The sequence below is a fragment of the Streptomyces albidicamelliae genome (assembly GCF_025642175.1).
GTDB lineage: Bacteria > Actinomycetota > Actinomycetes > Streptomycetales > Streptomycetaceae > Streptomyces > Streptomyces albidocamelliae.
In genome coordinates this window covers 4,504,986-4,524,352 of sequence record NZ_CP106795.1, presented here as the reverse complement: position 1 = coordinate 4,524,352, position 19,367 = coordinate 4,504,986, and the positions used below count along the sequence as shown (strand labels likewise).

17 protein-coding genes are annotated in these 19,367 nt (G+C 72.0%); 7 read left to right on the top strand and 10 right to left on the bottom strand.

Annotation, left to right across the window (positions count from 1 at the left end; genetic code table 11):
* Positions 1-306: 306 nt before the first annotated feature.
* Entirely contained in the window at positions 307-672 is a 366-nt protein-coding gene (locus tag N8I86_RS20805) for a hypothetical protein (protein WP_263278413.1), read from the top strand.
* 165 nt (positions 673-837) lie between these two features.
* On the opposite strand, the gene N8I86_RS20800 is transcribed toward N8I86_RS20805, so the two are convergent.
* Genes N8I86_RS20800 through N8I86_RS20790 form a run of 3 tightly spaced genes read right to left on the bottom strand, consistent with a single transcriptional unit; the run spans position 838 to position 5,931 of the window.
* Positions 838-1,296, bottom strand: a complete 459-nt coding sequence (locus tag N8I86_RS20800) for a hypothetical protein (protein ID WP_263278412.1) — start codon at positions 1,294-1,296, stop codon at positions 838-840.
* A complete protein-coding gene (locus N8I86_RS20795) occupies positions 1,293-5,576 on the bottom strand; it encodes a DUF6531 domain-containing protein (RefSeq protein ID WP_263278411.1) in 4,284 nt (1,427 codons plus the stop codon). Before N8I86_RS20795 ends, N8I86_RS20800 begins: the two co-directional genes overlap by 4 nt.
* A complete protein-coding gene (locus N8I86_RS20790; RefSeq protein ID WP_073887779.1) occupies positions 5,566-5,931 on the bottom strand; it encodes a hypothetical protein in 366 nt (121 codons plus the stop codon). Before N8I86_RS20790 ends, N8I86_RS20795 begins: the two co-directional genes overlap by 11 nt.
* A gap of 216 nt (positions 5,932-6,147) precedes the next feature.
* Here N8I86_RS20790 and N8I86_RS20785 point away from each other — a divergent pair, with 216 nt between their 5' ends.
* From N8I86_RS20785 to N8I86_RS20775, 3 genes are all read left to right on the top strand, one after another.
* Positions 6,148-7,608: an FG-GAP-like repeat-containing protein gene (locus tag N8I86_RS20785; protein WP_263278410.1), complete on the top strand. Its 1,461-nt coding sequence runs from the start codon at positions 6,148-6,150 to the stop codon at positions 7,606-7,608.
* Between the two features lie 470 nt (positions 7,609-8,078).
* The gene (locus N8I86_RS20780) at positions 8,079-8,516 is read left to right on the top strand and encodes a lamin tail domain-containing protein (RefSeq protein ID WP_073887776.1); all 438 of its coding nucleotides are present in this window, start codon (positions 8,079-8,081) and stop codon (positions 8,514-8,516) included.
* Between the two features lie 263 nt (positions 8,517-8,779).
* A complete protein-coding gene (locus N8I86_RS20775; protein ID WP_263278409.1) occupies positions 8,780-9,640 on the top strand; it encodes a right-handed parallel beta-helix repeat-containing protein in 861 nt (286 codons plus the stop codon).
* Between the two features lie 101 nt (positions 9,641-9,741).
* Here N8I86_RS20775 and N8I86_RS20770 read toward each other — a convergent pair whose 3' ends face one another.
* From N8I86_RS20770 to N8I86_RS20760, 3 genes are all read right to left on the bottom strand, one after another.
* Positions 9,742-10,449, bottom strand: coding sequence for a B3/B4 domain-containing protein (locus N8I86_RS20770; RefSeq protein ID WP_263278408.1), 708 nt, complete (start codon positions 10,447-10,449; stop codon positions 9,742-9,744).
* A gap of 77 nt (positions 10,450-10,526) precedes the next feature.
* Positions 10,527-11,174, bottom strand: a complete 648-nt coding sequence (locus tag N8I86_RS20765; protein ID WP_073887771.1) for an FMN-binding negative transcriptional regulator — start codon at positions 11,172-11,174, stop codon at positions 10,527-10,529.
* A gap of 20 nt (positions 11,175-11,194) precedes the next feature.
* On the bottom strand, positions 11,195-12,031 hold the full coding sequence (locus N8I86_RS20760) for an EamA family transporter (protein WP_073887770.1): 837 nt from the start codon (positions 12,029-12,031) through the stop codon (positions 11,195-11,197).
* A gap of 116 nt (positions 12,032-12,147) precedes the next feature.
* Between N8I86_RS20760 and N8I86_RS20755 the strand changes: the two genes are divergently transcribed.
* Both N8I86_RS20755 and N8I86_RS20750 read left to right on the top strand, forming a co-directional pair.
* Positions 12,148-12,732 (top strand): helix-turn-helix domain-containing protein, encoded by a 585-nt coding sequence (locus tag N8I86_RS20755; protein ID WP_263278407.1) that lies wholly within the window; start codon positions 12,148-12,150, stop codon positions 12,730-12,732.
* Positions 12,733-12,938: 206 nt separating this feature from the next.
* Positions 12,939-14,303: an alkaline phosphatase gene (locus N8I86_RS20750; RefSeq protein WP_263278406.1), complete on the top strand. Its 1,365-nt coding sequence runs from the start codon at positions 12,939-12,941 to the stop codon at positions 14,301-14,303.
* Between the two features lie 134 nt (positions 14,304-14,437).
* Here N8I86_RS20750 and N8I86_RS20745 read toward each other — a convergent pair whose 3' ends face one another.
* Entirely contained in the window at positions 14,438-14,839 is a 402-nt protein-coding gene (locus N8I86_RS20745) for a hypothetical protein (protein ID WP_073887767.1), read from the bottom strand.
* 70 nt (positions 14,840-14,909) lie between these two features.
* Positions 14,910-15,362, bottom strand: a complete 453-nt coding sequence (locus tag N8I86_RS20740; RefSeq protein WP_073887766.1) for an Lrp/AsnC family transcriptional regulator — start codon at positions 15,360-15,362, stop codon at positions 14,910-14,912.
* Between the two features lie 119 nt (positions 15,363-15,481).
* Between N8I86_RS20740 and N8I86_RS20735 the strand changes: the two genes are divergently transcribed.
* Positions 15,482-17,548 (top strand): NAD(+) synthase, encoded by a 2,067-nt coding sequence (locus N8I86_RS20735; protein ID WP_198960288.1) that lies wholly within the window; start codon positions 15,482-15,484, stop codon positions 17,546-17,548.
* A gap of 62 nt (positions 17,549-17,610) precedes the next feature.
* On the opposite strand, the gene N8I86_RS20730 is transcribed toward N8I86_RS20735, so the two are convergent.
* Both N8I86_RS20730 and N8I86_RS20725 read right to left on the bottom strand, forming a co-directional pair.
* Entirely contained in the window at positions 17,611-18,336 is a 726-nt protein-coding gene (locus N8I86_RS20730; RefSeq protein ID WP_123437235.1) for a TIGR03943 family putative permease subunit, read from the bottom strand.
* The gene (locus N8I86_RS20725; RefSeq protein ID WP_073887735.1) at positions 18,333-19,361 is read right to left on the bottom strand and encodes a permease; all 1,029 of its coding nucleotides are present in this window, start codon (positions 19,359-19,361) and stop codon (positions 18,333-18,335) included. The genes N8I86_RS20730 and N8I86_RS20725 overlap by 4 nt, the downstream gene beginning before the upstream one ends.
* Positions 19,362-19,367: the final 6 nt, after the last annotated feature.

Genomic DNA, 19,367 nt, shown 5'->3' with positions numbered 1-19,367 from the left:
TAAGTGATCTCGTACGTCGCGTCCGGATCAACGCTCGAACTGTCGACGTCTTCAGGTCAATCGAGAAGCTGTCGGCATCCAGGTCGGCGTACGTCGCCGCCGAGTCCTCGGTGGTCTCGGATACGGGCTCGGCAGTCGAGGCGCTCGCCTTAGGGGTTGGGGCCGGCTTGCTGTCGTCGTTGCTGGACTGCACGACCGCGACGCCCGTTCCGACGACCGCGGCGATGACGGCTGCTGCGGCGCCGATGACGACGAGGTTGGTCCGGCTCTTCCTGGCCGGGGCGGGGGTCCGAGGGGGAGCACGACATGCGTGCGCTGAGCGTGCTGTTGGAGTCCCGGCCCATCCCGCCGCAGGCGCTCGCCAAGCTGTACCGCGCGCTGGCCGCGGTCCCCGGCGCCGAGGTCACCGACCATCTCGTACGGGACCTCGCGGGCCGGGACGCCCTCGCCGTCGGGCACGACGAGAAGGGCCGGAAGGTCCGCCGCGAGATCCTGATCGACCCGCACACGTACCAGTACCTCGGCGACCGATGGATCATCGTCAAGGACTACAAGGAATCGTTCCCGGGCGTCGGCGACACCCCTGACCGGCCCTGGAAGGCGGGCGACCTCATGTTCCAGAACGCGCTCCCGGCCACGGGGGTCGTCGACCACGAGGGCGACCGCCCCTGACATCCGACGGGGGCGACGACAAGCAAGCCGAAGCAAGGCGACCGAGGAGAAATCCAGGGCCTGGTGTGCATGGTGCACACCAGGCCCTCTGTCATGCCCAGGAGGCCGAAGCGGGAGAGCGGGTGGACCTCCGCCTGCCGTGGCCGGGGCGGCACGGGGTCGTTCTCAGCTCGCGTCCCCCCACACCGCTTGCAGGTCCTCGCACTGGACGATGACCGTCGCGTCGGTGAGCGCGATCTCGTGCCGGCAGCCGCCGTTGTCCGTGGGAAGGATCTCGTCGAGGAGCACGGTGTCGACGCTCATCCAGTCGATCGAGTGTTCGTAGTCGATGGAAAAGTGCGTCACGCCCGAGTAGCTGATGCGCAGACCGGCATCGTGCTTGAACCGGTTGGGCGCGAAGTCCAGGAGCAGCCCGCCGCTCTTGTCGGTGGCGAGATGGACTCCGGCCAGTTCCAGGTCCTTCACGCAGCGGGTGGCGCCCGCGAAGTCGTAGTGGCCGGGGTCGGTGGCGAAGGACGCGGCGCCCGGAGGCAGGTCGGCGCGCAGACGCGGCAGCTCGGCCAGATAGGCACTCGGGTCCACGTCGAACCCGCCGTCGTCCCAGACCGCCGTGACGTACTTCATTTGCAACCTTCCGCGGCGAGAGGCGGACGCCTCCATTTTTCCCCTGTGATGTCCTCGGTCCCCTTGGGCTTGATGCGGCCCACCTTGCGCAGCTCGTGGATCATCCGGCCCTTGATCGCGTTCTCCACGCCCGGCGGCACCGAGACGTCCGAGGCTTTGATGCCGTGCTTATTGAACCAGCCCTGGCTGTTGTACAGCCCGACCTCGCGTCCGGCCTTGTCGTAGACGTGGATCTCCACGTCCCTTCCCTTGTTGCCCACGGGGAAGATGTCGCGCCGGCCCGTGTAACCCTGGCCGAAGTCCAGGGGGTTCTTCGGTCCCGAGGGCCCCTTTCCGGCGAGACCGAGCGGGTCGCTCCAGGTCAGCGGGTTCGGAACGTAGGCGTGGTGGTCGGGAGCGGGGACGAGACCCAGTGGATCGGCGCTGATGTACCGCGAAGTCTCCGGGTCGTAGTACCGGTGCAGGTTGTAGTGCAGGCCCGACTCCGGGTCGGCGTACTGGCCCGGAAAACGCAGCGGACAGTCCACCGGCGACGAGGTTCCCTCCGGCGCGGGGAAGCCGGTGCCCCACAGGCTGGTACGGCGCTGCCAGACCAGTTCTCCCGTCGTGGTGACCAGTTCCGTGGGCGTGCCCACCGCGTCGGTGACGATTGCGTGGAACCGGGCCTCGTGCTCCGGGTCCGACTCCTCCGCCAGCTGCGCCAGGAACGACGTACGGGCGGCGGCCGTGGACGGTCTGTGGTTCGTCTGGGCGACCGGGCGGGCACCGTCCGGCGCGTAGTCCCAGGTGGTGACCCAGCCGTCGGACGTGGTCCGCTCGGCCAGGCTCAGGTCGTCCCAGGCGTAGTCCGTACGGCCGGTCACCGTGCCGTCGTCGGCCACGCGTTGCTTGGAGAGCCGTCGGCCGAGCGGATCGTACGTGTATCGCCAGTGGTCGCCGTCCGGGGCGATCACATCCGTGAGACGGTCCTCGGCGTTCCACGCGTAAGTCCACACGCGTGTCTGGCCGTTCAGGAGCCTGCGGGTCCTGCGGGTCAGGCGGCCTTCCGCGTCGTACTCGTACGAGGTGCGGCCCGCCGTGCGGACGAGCGTGCCGTCGAACCGGCGTGCACCGCCCGCCTCATGGTTCGGCGAGGTGGCGTGCACGAGGTTGCCCGCCGGATCGTACGCGTAGGTCTCGCTCCAGCCATGGGCGCGGACGCCGGTGACCCGGCCCGTGCCGTCCAGGTCGAAGCGGCGGGTGCCGGACGTCAGCTCCCGGATCTCGGTCACCTGACCGTCGGCCCGGTGGGCGTACGTCCGGTGCTGCAGGAGCCTGTCCTGGGTGGCTGTCAGGCTCTGCCCGGTCAGCAGCCCCGTCGCGCTCCAGCGCTGTGCCAGCGACACCTCCGCACCGAGGCCTCGCCGGGTCTCGCGACCGGCCGCGTCGTGGGCGAAGTCCAGCGCACCCGCGGGCGACCGCAGGGCCAGCGGGCGCCCTGCCGGATCGTAGGTCCACTCCGAGGCCAACCCGGACGGGGTCACCCGTCGGATGCGGCGGCCGGCGGCATCGTGGGCATAGGTGGTCCTGCCGCCGTTGACGGTCTCCGACAGGACCCTGCCGAGCGCGTCCCGCTCGTAGACGACTTCGGCGTCCGCGTTCGCCGCACGGCACAGTTCGCCGTCGGCGCCGTAGGCGAACATCGTCACGGCGCCCGTCTCCGAGCGCTGCTCCACGACCCGCCCGAGCTGGTCCCTGGTGAAGCGCAGCGCTTCCCCGGCACCGTTGGTGCGGCCGGCCAGTCGCCCCTCGGCGTCGTGCGTGTAGGTGAGCGTGCGGCCGTTGAAGTCCGTCTCGCTGGTCGGCCGACCTGCTTCGTCGTAGGTGTACGACCAGGTCAGGCCCTGCGGGTTCGTGACAGCCGTCAGACGCAACTCGGTGTCGTGGACGAACTCGTACCGCGCTCCGTCCGGGTCCGTGCGGGTGACCGGCACCCCGAAGTGGCCCGTCGTGTGGTGGGTGGTGTTGCCGGCGGGATCCGTGTGGGTGAGCAGGCCGCCCTCGGGATCCCAGGTCCAGGACTCCCTGCTGCTGTCGGGGTGTTCGCGCCAGGCGGGCTTGCCCTCCGTCGTCCAGCCCAGCCGGGTGGTGTGGCCGAGGGGGTCGGTCACCTCGACGACCCGGCCGAAGGCGTCGCGGCGGACCGTGGTCGTGTGCCCCAGTTCGTCCGTCAGGGAGAGGGGCAGACCCGTCGCGTCGTACGTCGCCGTGCGGGTGTGGCCGAGGGCGTCGGTGATCGTCGTGGGCCTGCCGGCGTCGTCGTACGCGTAGCGGTTCTCGGCGCCGAGCGGGTCGACGGTCGTCAGCAGGTTGCCTCGCTCGTCGTACGTGTGCCGCCAGAGAGCTCCGCCCGGTTCGACGACCTCGGTCGGCAGACCGAGAGCGTTGTACACCGCCCGTGCCTCCGACCCGTCCGGCAGGGTGAGCTCGGTGACGTTGCCGGTGTCGTCGTAGGCGTACCGGGTGGTGTGGCCCGTCGGACCGGTGATCGCCACGGGCTGGAAGCCGTACTCGTCCCACTCGGTGCGGGTGACGTGACCGAGCGGGTCCGCCTCCTCCACCACCAGGCCCTCGGCGTTGTACCGGTGGACCGAGGTGCGGCCCTGGGAGTCGGTGTACGTCGTCGTACGTGCCGCCTCGTCGTACGTGAGCGTCCCGGAAAGGACACCGTCGACGCCTTCGGTGCGGACGACTCGGCCGCTGTCGTCGTAGACGTAGGAGAACCAGGTGCCGTTGCGGTCCGTCCAGCGGGTGACGCGGCCCTCCGTGTCGTAGGCGAAGCGCAGCGGCTCACCGCTGGAGTTGATGACCTCCGTGAGGTTGCCGGAAGCGTCGTAGCCGTAGCGCATGACGACGGTGCCCTCGTCGGGCCCGGTGTCCGGGCGGTAGCGGGAGGGCGGCTCGTCCAGGAGGCGCAGGGCCGTGACGCGCGGGCCCCGGGTGTCGACGGCGACGTAGTACCCGCCGGAGTGGCGGATGCCGAACGGGACGCCGTCGTCGTCGCGTTCGACGTCGACGCGGTTGCCGTTGCGGTCGGTCCAGGAGTCGAGGGCCAGGTGGAACACGCCGAAGGTGGGGGACGGGACCGGGGCGGCGAAGGTGCGGACCACGCCCGTCGCCGGGTCCGTGACCGTCATCGCGCTGTCCGGCTTGCCGTCCCATTCCAACGGCCACCGGGCGCCCTTCACCGGCATCACGGGTACGCCCGGCTCCGGCACCGGGTACACCAGGCGCATACCGTCCGCCGCGGCGAAGACGACGCCTTCGCCGTCGATCTGGAGGCACTCGTCCAGGGGGGACGTCCAGGTCGGGCCGAAGCTCACGCCTCCGCGGTACGAGGAGAGGTGGGTGCGGGTGAATTCCAGGGGCAGGCTGCCCGGCAGGGACAGGTCCGTCTGGGTCATCAGCATCGCGCCGGTAGCCACGTCGATCGGCTCGCCCACGCAAGGGGTGCGCTCGGCGTTGCGCGCCGCCGGGCCCAGCTCCACCAGGTCGGGGCGGAGCGTCGGCGGACGCAGCAGCAGCGGGGTGGTGTTGCTGAGCCCACCCTCCATGCTCGCCTTCAGCAGGCCGCCGCCCGCTCCGAGCGCGCCGCCGAAGATCATGCCGTCCTTGGCGGCCTGGTTCACCTCGTCCAGACTGAAGCCGTGCTGCAGGCCGGTCGCCATCTTCAGCGGCTGGGCCACGGCGAGGTCGACAGCGACCGATTCGACCCCGCCGAACGCGGCGGCGACGAGGGTGCCCGCGGCGATCTCGGCCACCGTCGTGGTGACGGCGACGCCCATGGTGGCGCCGAACTCGATCACCGCGTCCGCCGCTGCCACGGCGGCCCCGGAGGCGAGGCCCGCGGTGAAGAAGGCCAGGGTCACCCCACCGGCGATCACCGCGGCGTCGATGCCGATCTGCGTCCAGAGTCTGTTGATGGCGTCGTCGATGGCGTCGGCGAACTTGTCGAGCGCGTTGGCCATCTCCCGTGAGGACTTGGCGAGGTCGCTCAGCCAGCCGCCGTCCTGGTCCTTGGCGTAGCGGCCCCAGAACTTGTCGAACGCCTCGATCGCCTCACCGGTGTTGTGGTGGATGATCGAGGAGGCGCTGCGGTGCACGGGGGAACGGACGTCGTCCACCGAATCGGCGAAGGCGTTCCAGGCCTTCGCCGCCGCGCGCAGTTTGCCGGAGTCGGCCTCGGGCCACCACATGCCCAGCTTCAAGAGAATGTGGCGGGCTGTGTCCTCAATGCTCACCGGTACCGTCGCTCTGCTTGTCGATCTTCACTTCGGTGAACATGCCGGCGATGAGCTGGTCGTTGTCCACGGTTCCGTCCGCCATGTCGACCATGGCCTCGTGAATGCTCGTCAGCCCGAGCACCAGGATGCCCGCCGCACTCTCGATCTTCTTCTGCTGCGGTTTGTAGGCGTTGCCGAACTTGTCGCCCTGCTCGTCATGGCCCCAGGGCTCACCCAGGCCGTCCAGAGTCTGGATGAGCGTGGTCAGCGCCTTGCTCAGATCGATGGCTCCCTGATGGAAGGCCGGTGCCGCCGCCTTGATGTCCGCGGTCTTGATGTCCAGCACCTTGCCGGGGACCTTGCCGTCACCCATCGCTGTCGTCTCCCCCGTTCGCAACTGCGGCTTCCGACCCTAGGGGAGACGGATCAAGGAGAGGTCATGGAGAAGACATGCGCAGGTAATGCGCCGACGCGGAGGGGGGCGCTTCGATGCCGGCGCGGACCAGAGTGCCGCACAACCCTCCATGGCCCCCGGATGTCCCACAGGTGAACTCGTCGGTTTGGACATCTCGAGCACCTTGGAGCCCCCGTGCGCAGACGGATACGGATGTACGCCACAGCCGCCGGCGTCGTCGCTGTGGTCATCGGGGGGCCGGCCCTTCCGGCCTCGGCCGCCGGTCCCGCGCCGACCGCCGGGGACTTCAACGGTGACGGGTACGCGGACCTCGCCGTCGGGGTGCCCGACGGTGCCGTCGGCGGCAAGGCGAAGGCCGGCTACGTCAACATCGTCTGGGGCGGGCCGAAGGGGATCGGCGCCTACGGCAGCATCCGTGTCAGCCAGTCCACCCCCGAGGTGCCCGGCAGCCCGGAGGCGGGCGACCGCTTCGGCGCGTCCGTCGCCCTGGTGGACCTGAACGGCAACGGCAGCGCGGAGCTCCTGGTCGGCGTCCCGGGCGAGGACATCACCGGCCTCGGCAAGGACGTGGGCATGGTCCTCGCGGTGGGCGGTGGCCGGAGCGCCCCGGGCTCGGGGTCCGTCGTCCTCGACGGACGGTCGGCGTCGGCGGCGTACGGGCTGTCGGTCACCGCGGCCGATCTCACCGGCGACGGCAACAAGGAGATCGTGATCGGCGGCAAGGACAAGGTCGTCGCCCGGGTCGCGCAGGGCGAGGACAGTATGGTCGCCACCGTCGTCGCCGCCCCCATGGGCGGTCACGCCCCCGTCCTCGCCACCGGCGACTTCACCGGGGACGGCGCCGCGGACCTCGCGGTCGGGTACTGGACGAGGACCCCGTTCACCCAGTCGCACGTACGCCTGTGGGCCTGGGACGCGGCCGAGCAGGCCATGGCGAACACCTGGAACACCGACAACGCCGGCGTCTCCGCCCTCGCCGCGGGCGACTTCGACGGCGACGGCCATGACGACCTGGCCCTCGGCGAGTGCCGGGAGATCGCCGACGAGAACATCGACGACCCGTGCGGCCCGGAGGAACTGGCCAAGGGCGGCGGCATCCACGTCCACTACGGCGACGCCGCGCCCGGCGGCTTCGGACACCGTCAGCAGACCCTCAACCAGGACACGACCGGCGTGGCGGGCATCGCCGAGTCCGGTGACCACTTCGGCGCCGCCCTCGCCGTCGCCGACGTCGACCGCGACGGCCGTGACGACCTCATCGCCGGCGCGCCAGGCGAGGCGATCCGCACCCGGGCTGGCGCGGGCGCCGCGACGCTCCTGTTCGGCGGTCCGGCCGGCCTCCTCGACGCCTCGGGCGAAGGCCGCTCCATCGGGTTCCAGCAGGACACCCCGCACGTGCCGGGGATCGCGGAGGCCGGCGACGCCTTCGGTACGGCCCTCGCCACCGGCGACTACGACCACGACGGCAGGCCGGACCTGGCGGTCGGCTCCCCGGGCGAGAACGCCGGTTCCGGCGGCGTGTGGCTGCTGCCCCGGGCGGGCGCCGCCGGCGCCTCCGCCTTCACGCCCGCCAAGCTGCGCCTGCCCTCCCCGAAGAGCGCGCTCGCGTACGGCGGACACCTCGGCGGCCGGTAACGGCCACACCGCCCGAAGGGCCCGGTGCGCACGTCGGCACCGGGCCCTTCGCCGTGTCCGCGCTGGTCACCCGCCGGAACGGACTAGTCCGTTCCGGCGGGTGGGCCGCTGTTACCCACTTTCAGGTGACGCCTGCCGGGGGGGCGGGGCCGCCGGTAGGTGCCGCACACCGTGCGAGCCAGTGACGGCGCGGAAATTTTCCTGACAAAGGTTCATTTTCTCCTGTTGCACTCATACATGGACGTTGCAGCGGACAGTCACAGAAATATGTTGAAGCCGTAATGGCGTGCGCATCTCCTCCACAATCCGGGCGCCCGCCTTGCAGAGTGTGAGTGCGCGGCCAGCCGGCCGCCGATCGCACCACGCACCACCGCCGACCTGCGGCGTTCCTACGTCCGCGGGTTCGCAAGGGGGGTGCCTTGGACTCCTGTAGGGGGATCCTCGTGACCGTTTCCGCATCCGTGCGTCGTATGACCGCCGTGGCGGCCGTGGCAGCCGCCGCCGTCGGTGCCGTGGCCCTGCCGGCCTCGGCCGCCGACCACCACCCGGGCCGCCCGCACCACAACGAGGTCTACATCAGCGGCGTGCAGTACGACTCGCCGGGACGCGACCGCAACCTGAACAGGGAGTGGGTGGACATCAGCAACAACTCGCGCCGCGCGGTCAACCTCGACGGCTGGACCCTGGCCGACGAGGACGGGCACACGTACACCTTCGACCACTACCGGCTGGCCGGCCGCTCCACCGTCCGCGTCCACACCGGCTTCGGCCGCGACAACCGCACCGACGTGTTCCAGGACCGCCGCAAGTCCGTCTGGGACCGCTCCGACACGGCGACCCTGCGCAACGACCGCGGCCGCTTCGTCGACGACGCCTCCTGGGGCCGCCACCACCGGGGTCACCACTGACCGTCCCCTGTCCCCCCACCGGTGAACGCTGAGACGCGTTCCCGGTGAACGGCGGGGCGTGGCACTCTCCCGGGCGAGTGCCCCGCCCCGCCGCACGCGTGTGCCCGGCAGCCGACCCCGCAGGGCGAGAGCCGTGGCCCATTGCGGTGAACCATGTCGGCGCATTCGGATGACGCGGGGCGTGAAACGGCGAAAGACGTTGCGCCATCGGGAATCGGAGTCGCTGTGCGGGGACCTTCCCGCACCGTCCGAAGGAGCACACGATGCAGCGTCGCGTCCTGATGTACCTCTCCCCCGCCATATCCGTCGTCGTCGCCGGCACCGCGCTGGCCACCGCGTCGCCCGCCTCCGCGCAGACCACGGTGCCGTGCAGTGCCACGGCACTGGTCGCCGCCGTCGCCGATCCCGGCGCCGGTCCCGTCCTGGAGCTGACACCGGGGTGCCGGTACGTCCTGATCTCGTCGCTCCAGGTCAACCGGCCGCTGACCATCCACGGCAACAACGCGCGGCTCACGCGCGACAACGGCTCGGGGCCGTTCGGCATCGTGAAGGTCCACGCGGACCTGACCATGGACCGGATCACGATCACCAATGGCGACGCGACCACGTCGGGCCCCGACTTCGGCGGCGGGATCGGCGTCGAGAGCGGCACCCTCACCCTGGACCGCAGCACCGTCCGGGACAACCAGGGCAACTACTCCGGCGGCCTCGGCGGCCTCACCGGCACCACGATTCACCTCACGCAGACCATGGTCAGCGACAACCACGCCTTCAACAACGGCGGTGGAGTGGTCACCGACGGCACGCTCACGCTGTGGCGCAGCCGCGTGGTGAACAACAGTGCCGACGGCAAGGGCGGTGGCATCGCCAGCGACGGCAACGTCAGCGTGGACGACAGCAACATCAACGCCAACAGCGCCGGCGTGGGCGGCGGATTCGCCAACATCGGCCCGGGCACCGCGACGCTGACCGACACCAACGTCAACGACAACCGCGCCACCAACGCTCCCGGCGGCATCGACAACGAGGGCGGGAGCACGAGCGTCACTCTGACCAGGAGCCGGGTGAACGGCAACACGCCCACCAACTGCGCCCCGACCGTGGTCGTCGGCTGCCGCAACTGACCGCCCGCGCGCGCGTTCGTCCCGCGCCGCTCGAGGCGACACGGGCCCACGGCATCCGAACCGGTGTGAGCCGTGGGCCCGTTCGTCCCGGTCGCTGCGGCTCAGACGGTGGCCTCCGGCCGGACCCCGTCCAGGTGGCGCACGGTGGTCCGGGCGGCGTGCGGGGCCAGGAGGCTCTGGAGTTCGTCCGCCGCGAGCGAGACGAGGTCGCCGTCCCGGCCGGCGTGGAGGGTCTCGAGGACGAAGGTGACGTGCGCGGAGTCCTCCGTGACGCGGGTGCGGTGGGCGTCGCGGTGATTCCAGTGGCGGGTGAGGACGCCGGTGGTGTCGGCGTAGACGACCTCGCCCGGCCTGGGCGTCTCCACGGTGCCGGGCTCGCCGAGCGGGGTGAAGGACTCGGTCCCGTCCGCGTACCGGATCTCGACGTCACCGGTGACCCGGTCGAGATCGAAGGCGCCGGCGGGCAGGCCGTGGCGTACGGAGACGGTGTTGTAGGAGTCGACGGCCGGGTTGATGCGCGGCATCGCGCCCTTCTTGGTGAGGCGGCGGCCGAGCGCGTCCACGCTGGGGCGGACGCGTCGGGGGTTGGTCCCGAAGGAGCGGTAGGCGGTGTGCCAGGCCTCGATGCGCGGGTCGGTCTCGTCGGCCGGCTGCCAGGAGCCGTCGGCGAGCCGCTGCTCCAGTTCGTCCAGGGCGGTGGCGGTGTGCGGCCAGGGCTCGTGGCCGCGCAGGCCGGTGGCCGTGACGAGGGCGATGAGCGTGTCGGGGAAGGCCGCCGCGACGGCGGGGGCGATGCGGAAGGCGGGCATGGGCGGGATTCCGTTTCCTGCGTCGGGAGGGGTGACCGGGCGGCCGTGAAGGGGCGGGCCCGGCGCGAGTCCGAGGGTCAGGGCCGCCACGGGCCCACGCGGGCCAGGCGGTCGCGCTGGTGGCCGGCCGTGGCCGTGTCCAGGCCCTCGGCCCGGGCGGTGAGACGGTCGGCGACCGCCGTGCGGTGTTCCACCGGCTTGTGGTCGTCGTACTTGAACTTGGCCCGCACCTCGGTGACTTCCAGGCGCAGGCCGCGGATGCCGGACAGCATCCGGCCGTACGGGGGCCGGTCCACGGCGACGGGGGCGTGGTCGCCGTCCGGCTGGAAGTGGGCGAGCTGGCGGCGCAGCAACTCGGCCTTGGCCTCGGGGGCGTCGACGACGGCGGCGCGGCAGACGAACTGGACGGCCGTGTAGTAGCTGGTGGGGACGCCCTCGTGGGGCGGCGTGCCGGCCGGGGCGCGCCAGGTGCCGGGGACGAAGGCGTAGTCGCCGGTCACGCTGAGGACGACGTTCGGGTCGTGCTCGATCGCGTCCCAGACGGGGTTGGGCCGGGCGAGGTGGACCAGGAGGTCGCGTCCGTCGCGCGCGAAGTGGGTGGGGACGGCGGCGGGCGGCTGTCCGGGCAGGCCGTTGACGACGAGCAGTCCGAAGTCGTGGCCCTCGGCGATCCAGCTCTGCCACTCGGCGTCGTCGAGGGCGGCATCCCAGGGGTGGATCAGCATGCCGTGCTCCTTCATGGTGGTCAGGTCAGGGCGAGCAGGCCGACGGCGACGGCGGCGGTGCCGAGTCCGGCGAGCTGGCCGCGGTGGATGCGCTCGGCGAGCACGCCGCGGGCGAGGAGGACCGTGCCCGCCGGGTACAGGGCGGTGATCACGGCGACGACGGTGAGGTCCCCGCTGCGGGCGGCGAGCAGGAACAGCAGGTTGGCGACGGAGTCCAGGGCACCGGCCGCCGCCGACATCGCGTAGGCGGGCCGCTCGGGGCCCAGTCTGCGGTGCATGAGCCCCGCCGCGGCCAGGGTGACGGCCGAGGAGACCGCCCGGCCGACGATCAGGGGGGCCACCCCGCTGCCGGACGGCGCCTGGTGCAGGAAGACCAGCTGGAGGGCGATGGCGGCGCCCGCGCCGAGGGCCAGCAGCAGCGCCGTACGGGACGGGCGGGCCGAGCCCGCGCCGTGTCCGGCGCTGACCAGCACCACCGCCACTAGGGCGAGCGGCAGGCCCACCAGCCCGGCGGCCGTCAGGTGCTCGCCCTGCAGCAGGCCGACGGCCACGGGCAGCGCGGCGGACACCAGGGCGGTGACGGGCGACAGCACGTTCATCGGGCCGATGGCCAGAGTGCGGTAGAGCATGGCGAACGCGGCGGCCGAGGCGAGTCCGGAGGCGGCGCCCCAGCCGAGGGACGCGACGTCGAAGGAGGCGCCGAGCACCGGCCACAGCAGGAGTTCGACGGCGAGGCTGGCCGGTGCCGCCACCAGCACGGTCCGGAGCACATGGGCCCTGCGGGCGCCGAGACCGCCGAGGAAGTCGGCGCATCCGTAGGCGAGTGAGCTGCCCAGGGCCAGCAGCAGAGCGAGCACGGTACTTTCCCTTACTATCATTGGAACGACCACACCGTACACCGAAACGACCGCCTGCTGTCAATGAAACGACCGCGCGGTGCAGTGAAGTGTTCGACACCGAGGACGGAGAACTCATGGCCGAGACGGCCGCGGCCCTGCGCACGGTCGCGCACAACGTCCGGGCCGCCCGCCTGCGCGCGGGCCTGTCCCTGGAGGAGCTGAGCCGGCGTGCGCAGGTCAGCAAGGGCGCCCTGGTGGGGCTGGAGAAGGCGCAGGGCAATCCCAACCTGGCCACCCTGGTCCGGCTGGCCGACACCCTCGGCATCTCGGTGTCGGCGCTGATGCAGGGCACCACCGAGGCCCGGGTCCGTGTGGTGACGGAGGACGCGGTCGCGCCCCTGTGGACCGGGGAGCGGGGCAGCGAGGCCCGGCTCATGCTGACGACCTCGGGGCCGGCCCCCGTCGAGGTCTGGCGCTGGCGGCTGGCACCGGGCGAGGAGTACCCCAGCCACCCCCACCAGGCGGGCGTAGTCGAGACCGTCAGCGTCACCGCGGGACGGATGACCCTGGTCGTCGACGGCACGGAACACCCCCTGGCGGCCGGGCAGACCGCCACCTTCGACGGCGACGCCCCCCACACCTACCGCGGCGAGGGCACCGAGCCCTGTCGCCTGATCATGACCGTTCACCTGCCGCCCGGGCCCGCGTCCGCGAACTGAGGCTCGGCGCCGCACAGTCGGGCCGAGCGGCCGGGGGGATGCGCCACGCCCCCGGCCAGGGCCGCCGGAGCGCACGGACCTCCCTCGTGTCATGTTCCGGCTAGATCAGCACGACCAGTCGTTTACCTCTCCTTTGTCAACGCATGGTGATCTGACCGACGTTGAACGCCGCATCCGCACGTCGGACGCCTCAAGGAGACGTATCCATGCCCAGACCCACCCGCCGTCACCTCACGGTCGCCACCGCCCTCGTCGCCGCGACCACGGCCGCCGTGGCCGTCACGTCCGCCGCCGGTGCGTTCGACAACGCGCAGCAGGCGAAGGCCGCGATCAAGGACGGCAAGGCGAAGAACGTCATCCTGCTCATCGGTGACGGCATGGGCGACTCGGAGATCACCCTCGCCCGCGACTACACGGTCGGCGCCAACGGCCGCCTGAACATGGACAAGTTCCCGCTCACCGGCGCCTACACCACCTACGCGGTGCACGCCGACGGCACTCCGGACTACGTCACCGACTCCGCCGCCAGCGGCACCGGCTGGGCCACCGGCGTGAAGACGGTCAACGGCCGCATCTCCAAGACGCCCGGCACCGACAAGGCCGTGCCGACCCTGCTGGAGCTGGCCCAGAAGAAGGGCTACGCCACCGGCAGCGTCACCACCGCCGAGCTCACCGACGCCACCCCGGCCGTGCTCGCCTCGCACGCCACCGACCGCTCCTGCCAGGGTCCGGCCGACATGGCCAAGTGCCCCACCGACACGATCGCGGCGGGCGGCCCCGGCTCCATCGCCGAGCAGTCCGTCAAGCACAAGGTCGACGTCCTCATCGGCGGCGGCAAGCAGCGCTTCGACCAGAAGGTCACCGACGGCAAGTACAAGGGCCTCACGGTCACCGAGCAGGCGAAGAAGCTCGGCTACCAGGTCGTCACCGACAAGGCGGGCCTGAAGGGCGTGAAGAACGGCAAGCCGGTGCTCGGCCTGCTCGCCTCCGGCAACGTCCCGGTGGAGTGGACCGGCAAGGCGGCGGCCGTCGGCGGCACGGACCCGCAGCGGTGCGTGACCTCCAACCCGAACCGCCCCGCGGCGACGCCGAGCCTCGCGGACTCCGCCACCAAGGCGATCCGGCTGCTGGAGGCCAAGCAGCGGCAGAAGCACTCCAAGCAGGGCTTCTTCCTGCAGATCGAGGGCGCCTCGATCGACAAGCAGGACCACGCCGCCGACCCGTGCGGCCAGATCGGCGAGACCGCGGCCTTCGACCGCGCGGTGAAGGTCGCCCGCGCCTACGCGGCCAAGCACCCCGACACCCTGGTCGTCACCACCGCCGACCACGCCCACACCAGCCAGATCGTCCCGCTGGAGGCCACCCCGCCCGGCCTGTCCTCCACGCTCGTCACCGACGAGGGTCAGCAGCTGAAGGTCAACTACTCGACCAATACCCCGGGTCAGTCCCAGGAGCACACCGGAACCCAGGTCCGCATCGCCGCCCAGGGCCCGCAGGCGTACCGCGTCCTCGGTGTCACCAACCAGACCGACCTCTTCGCCACGATCCGCGAGGCGCTGCGCCTGCGCTGATCCCGCGAGCGGGCGGCGGAACGGCCGCCACCGTTCCCCACCCGCTCCCCTCGCACATCGCACATCGCACAGTGCGGACGAGCGTGTCGCCCGGCGGCGGCACGCTCTTTCGCGTGCCCGGCCCGCCGGCGCTCTCACGGCCTCCGGCCCCTGCCGCGCCCGGCCGCCCGGACCAGGGCGCACACGACCGCGGTCACGGCGAGGCTGCCCAGCATGACCAGTCCGACGCCGATCACGAACAGGCCGCTGGCGTCGTCCGACCAGTCGTAGTAGGCGGCGCCGGTCAGTCCGGCCGTGGTGCCGAGCACGGCGCCCGCCGCGCCGTGCCGGGAAGCCGCCCAGTACACGGCCGGCAGCAGGGTCAGCAGCAGCCCGATCACCTGCCACGCCGCGTACGGGCCGCTCTCCGTGCCGTCGGGCCGTACGTCGCGGTGTTGGTCCCAGCCCAGCCAGGCCGCCCACATCGCGAGCGCGGCGGCGGCCGGTACGAGGAACGACAGCAGTCGGATCAGGGATCCGCGGGGTCCTTGAGTCATGGCTCCAGGCTCCCGGCGCCCGCCGTCGGCGGGCAGAGTGCGGATACTCAGTCGTATCCGAGTATCCGCACTAGGCCGGCGGTGTGGCCGTCGGGGACACCGGGCGTTCGAAGAAGGTGTCCAGGACCACCGTCACCCGGGTCGCGCCGACGCCGTCGATGGCGTAGACGCGGCGCAGGACGTCCTGGAGGTGACCGGTGCTCGCCGCCCGCACCTTGAGCAGCACGGCCGCGCTGCCCGCGACGACGTGCGCCTCCAGGATCTCGGGGAGTGCGGCGAAGCTCTCACCGGAGTCGCCCAGCCAGGCCGTCGAGTCGACCGTGACGTAGGCCAGGACCCCGGCCCCGACCGCCGCCGGCTCCACCTCGGCCGCCGTACGCCGGATCGCTCCGCGCTCCCGCAGTTTGCGCACCCGCTCGTGGGCGGCGCCGGCGGAGAGACCGACGGCCTGCCCCAGGGCCGCGTAGGACTGGGTGGCGTCCTGCTGGAGACGGGCCAGCAGAGCGCGGTCGATGTGATCCATCGCACCCCATTCGGCAGAATCCTGCGATAACCGTACCCAGTCTAGGGATCTAGGCTTTCTCCCGTAGGTGATTCGATTCGTCTGTGCGGTTGGTGGAGTCGCTGAGTCATGGTGGAGTCATGAGCGAAGTCCCGTTGAACTTCTGGTCGATCTATCAGCACGGCTTCGCGCGCGTCGCCGCGTGCACGGGCCACACCGTCATCGCCGACCCGCACGCCAACGCCGAGGCGGTCCTGCGCCAGGCGCGCGAGTGCGCGCAGGACGGCGTCGCGGTCGCCGTCTTCCCCGAGCTGGGCCTGTGCGGCTACTCCATCGAGGACCTGCTGCTCCAGGACGCGCTGCTGGACGGGGTCGAGCAGGCGGTCGCGGCCGTGGTCGAGGGCTCGGCGGAGCTGCTTCCGGTGCTGGTCGTCGGCGCCCCGCTGCGCCACCGCAACCGGATCTACAACTGCGCGCTCGTCGTGCACCGCGGCCGGGTCCTCGGCGTCGTACCGAAGTCCTACCCGCCCAACTACCGCGAGTTCTACGAGCGCCGGCAGATCGCCGGGGGCGACGACGAGCGCGGCGGGACGATCCGCGTCGCCGGCGAGGCCGTCCCGTTCGGCGTGGACCTGCTCTTCGAGGCCGCGGACGTCCCCGGTCTCGTGCTGCACGCCGAGGTCTGCGAGGACATGTGGGTCCCGGTGCCGCCGAGCGCCGAGGCCGCCCTGGCGGGGGCGACCGTCCTCGCCAACCTCTCCGGCAGCCCGATCACCGTGGGCCGGGCCGAGGACCGCAAGCTGCTGTGCCGTTCGGCGTCCTCGCGCTGCCTGGCCGCGTACGTGTACGCGGCGGCCGGGCTGGGCGAGTCGACCACCGACCTGTCGTGGGACGGGCAGACCCTGATCTACGAGAACGGGATGCTGCTGGACGAGTCCGAACGCTTCGCGGTGGGCGACCAGTACGCGGTGGCCGACGTGGACCTCGACCTGCTGCGGCAGGAGCGGATGCGGATGGGCACCTTCGACGACAACCGCCGTACCCACGGCGCGCGGACCGCGGACTTCCGCCGGGTGTCGTTCGAACTCGCCCCGCCCACCGCCGACCTGGGCCTGCGCCGTCGCGTCGAGCGGTTCCCGTTCGTGCCCGCCGACCCCGACCGGCTCGCCCTGGACTGCTACGAGGCCTACAACATCCAGGTCGCCGGACTCCAGCAGCGGCTGGCCGCGATCGGCGGCCCGAAGGTGGTCATCGGGGTGTCCGGCGGCCTCGACTCCACGCACGCGCTGATCGTCGCCGCCCGGGCGATGGACCGCGCGGGCCGCCCCCGCAGCGACATCCTCGCCTTCACCCTGCCCGGCTTCGCCACCAGCGACCACACCAAGGACAACGCGCACCGGCTGATGCGGGCGCTCGGCGTCACCGCGGCCGAACTCGACATCACGCCGACCGCGCGGCTGATGCTGCAGGAGATGGGCCACCCGTTCGCCTCCGGCGAGCCGGTGTACGACGTCACGTTCGAGAACGTGCAGGCCGGCCTGCGCACCGACTACCTGTTCCGGCTGGCCAACCAGCGCGGTGGCATCGTGCTCGGCACCGGCGACCTGTCGGAGCTGGCGCTCGGCTGGTCGACGTACGGCGTCGGCGACCAGATGAGCCACTACAACGTCAACTCCGGTGTGCCGAAGACGCTCATCCAGCACCTGATCCGCTGGGTCATCAGCAGCGCCCAGTTCGACGAGGAGACCGGCGCGGTCCTCGCCGCGATCCTGGACACGGAGATCAGCCCCGAGCTGGTGCCCGGCGAGGAGATGCAGTCCACCGAGTCGAAGATCGGCCCGTACGCGCTGCACGACTTCACCCTCTTCCAGGTGCTCCGCTACGGCTTCCGGCCCTCGAAGATCGCCTTCCTGGCCTGGCACGCCTGGCACGACCCGGCGAGCGGCGCCTGGCCGCCCGGCTTCCCCGAGGCCAAGCGGGTCGCGTACGACCTGGCGGAGATCCGGCGCTGGCTGGAGGTCTTCTGCCGCCGCTTCTTCGCGTTCGCCCAGTTCAAGCGCTCGGCCATGCCGAACGGCCCGAAGGTCTCGGCGGGCGGTTCCCTCTCGCCGCGCGGCGACTGGCGGGCCCCGTCCGACGGCAACGCCCGTGCCTGGCTGCGCGACCTCGAACGCTTCGACTTCGAGAGCGCGGCAGCCGGACGCTAGCCGGGGGCCGGGTCCGCGCGCTCCGTGCGGACCCGGCGGCCCCGAGCGCGGCCGCCCGGGGCTCAGTTGTTCCAGGTCTCGTCGTACGGGTCGGGCGGCACCGGCACCGGTTTCGCCGACGTGACCAACAGATACGGGACGGGACCGTTGTTGACCGGGTCCCGGGCCAGCCGGGGGGTGTAGGTACCCGTGACCTCCAGCCAGGCGTCCGGGCGGAGCACCGGTGGCAGGGCGCCGGTCAGCGCGATCTTCACCGGCTGGGCGTCCGCCGCGCAGCAGTTGAGGGCCATGCGGACCAGATAGGGCGCGCCCGAGCCGTCCAGGGCGAGGAAGCCGGTGACCCGGACCGGACGGCCGTGCAGGGAGCGGCCGTGGTCGTAGGCCGCCCGGGAGGCGTAGTCGACCACGGAGAGCGGGGCCGGGTCGGCGGCGGGCAGCCGGCCGTAGGCGTACGGCTTCTGCAGCGCCGTACCGGAGCGCAGGGCGCTGTAGGAGCCGAGGGCCGGCGGGGCGACCATGATCAGTGCGAGCAGGGGCAGCAACAGCAGCCACGCGACCCGCGGTTCGGGGTGGGCGTGCGCGGCGGACGGCTGCGCACCGGCCCGCCTGCCGCGTCTGCGCTCGTACAGGGCCGTCGCCAGCGCCGCCACGATCAGGACCGCCCCCGAGGCCAGCAGCATCGGGCGCAGACCGGCCTTCACGTAGCGCAGGTACAGGTCGGTGGTACCGGCGTGCAGCAGGGCCGCGCCGAGCAGGAACAGCACGGCCGCCTGGGACTGGCGGTTCACAGCAGCACCGCCCCGGTCACCACGGCACCCACGACGGCCAGCGCGAACGTGGCGGGGGCGAAGCGCAGCGCGAACCCCCGGCCGAAGGTGCCGGCCTGCATCGCGAACAGCTTCAGGTCGATCATCGGACCCACCACCAGGAACACCAGCTTGGCCGTCGGGGAGAACTGGGTGAGGGAGGCGGCGACGAACGCGTCAGCCTCCGAGCAGATGGAGAGCAGCACCGCCAGCACGGCCAGGGCCAGCACCGAGACCAGGGGGTCGCCGGCCGCCGTCCGCAGCCAGGTCGCCGGGACCACCGCCTTCAGCGTGGCCGCGGCCGTCGCGCCCAGCACCAGGAAGCCGCCGGCGTGCATGATGTCGTGCCGGACCGAGTTCCAGAACGTCTCGCCCCTGGTCGCGCCCTCGTGCGCGCCGTGGGCCGGCGGACGCAGCCAGTCCGTGCGGCCCAGCCGCTGCCACAGCCAGCCCATCACGCACGCCACCAGCAGGCTCGCCAGGAACCGTGCCAGCACCATCTGCGGGTTCCGGGGGAAGGCGACGGCCGTGGCGGTCAGCACGATCGGGTTGATCGCGGGCGCCGAGAGCAGGAAGGCGAGGGCGGCGGCGGGGGTCACGCCCCGGCGCACCAGGGCGCCCGCCACCGGCACCGACGCGCACTCGCAGCCCGGCAGCACCGCCCCGGCGACCCCGGCCACCGGAACCGCCAGGGCGGGCCGGCGCGGAAGGGCGCGCGCGAAGAAGGACGGGGGGACGAACACCGCGATCGCCGCCGAGAGCAGGACGCCGAGGACCAGGAAGGGCAGCGCCTGGACGGTGACCGCCACGAACACCGTCATCCAGCTCTGCATCAACGGGGTGCCGAGCAGACCCCGGATCGGGGACTGCGCGAGCACCGCGAGGACCAGCGTCAGGGTCAGCACCAGCGGCGAGTCGAGCCGCCGCCCCCGGTCCGGCCGGTCGCCGGAAGGGTGCGCCGGGTGCCGTGCGTCGGCGCCGGGCGGGGCGTCTTCGGTGATGGCCACGGGCGG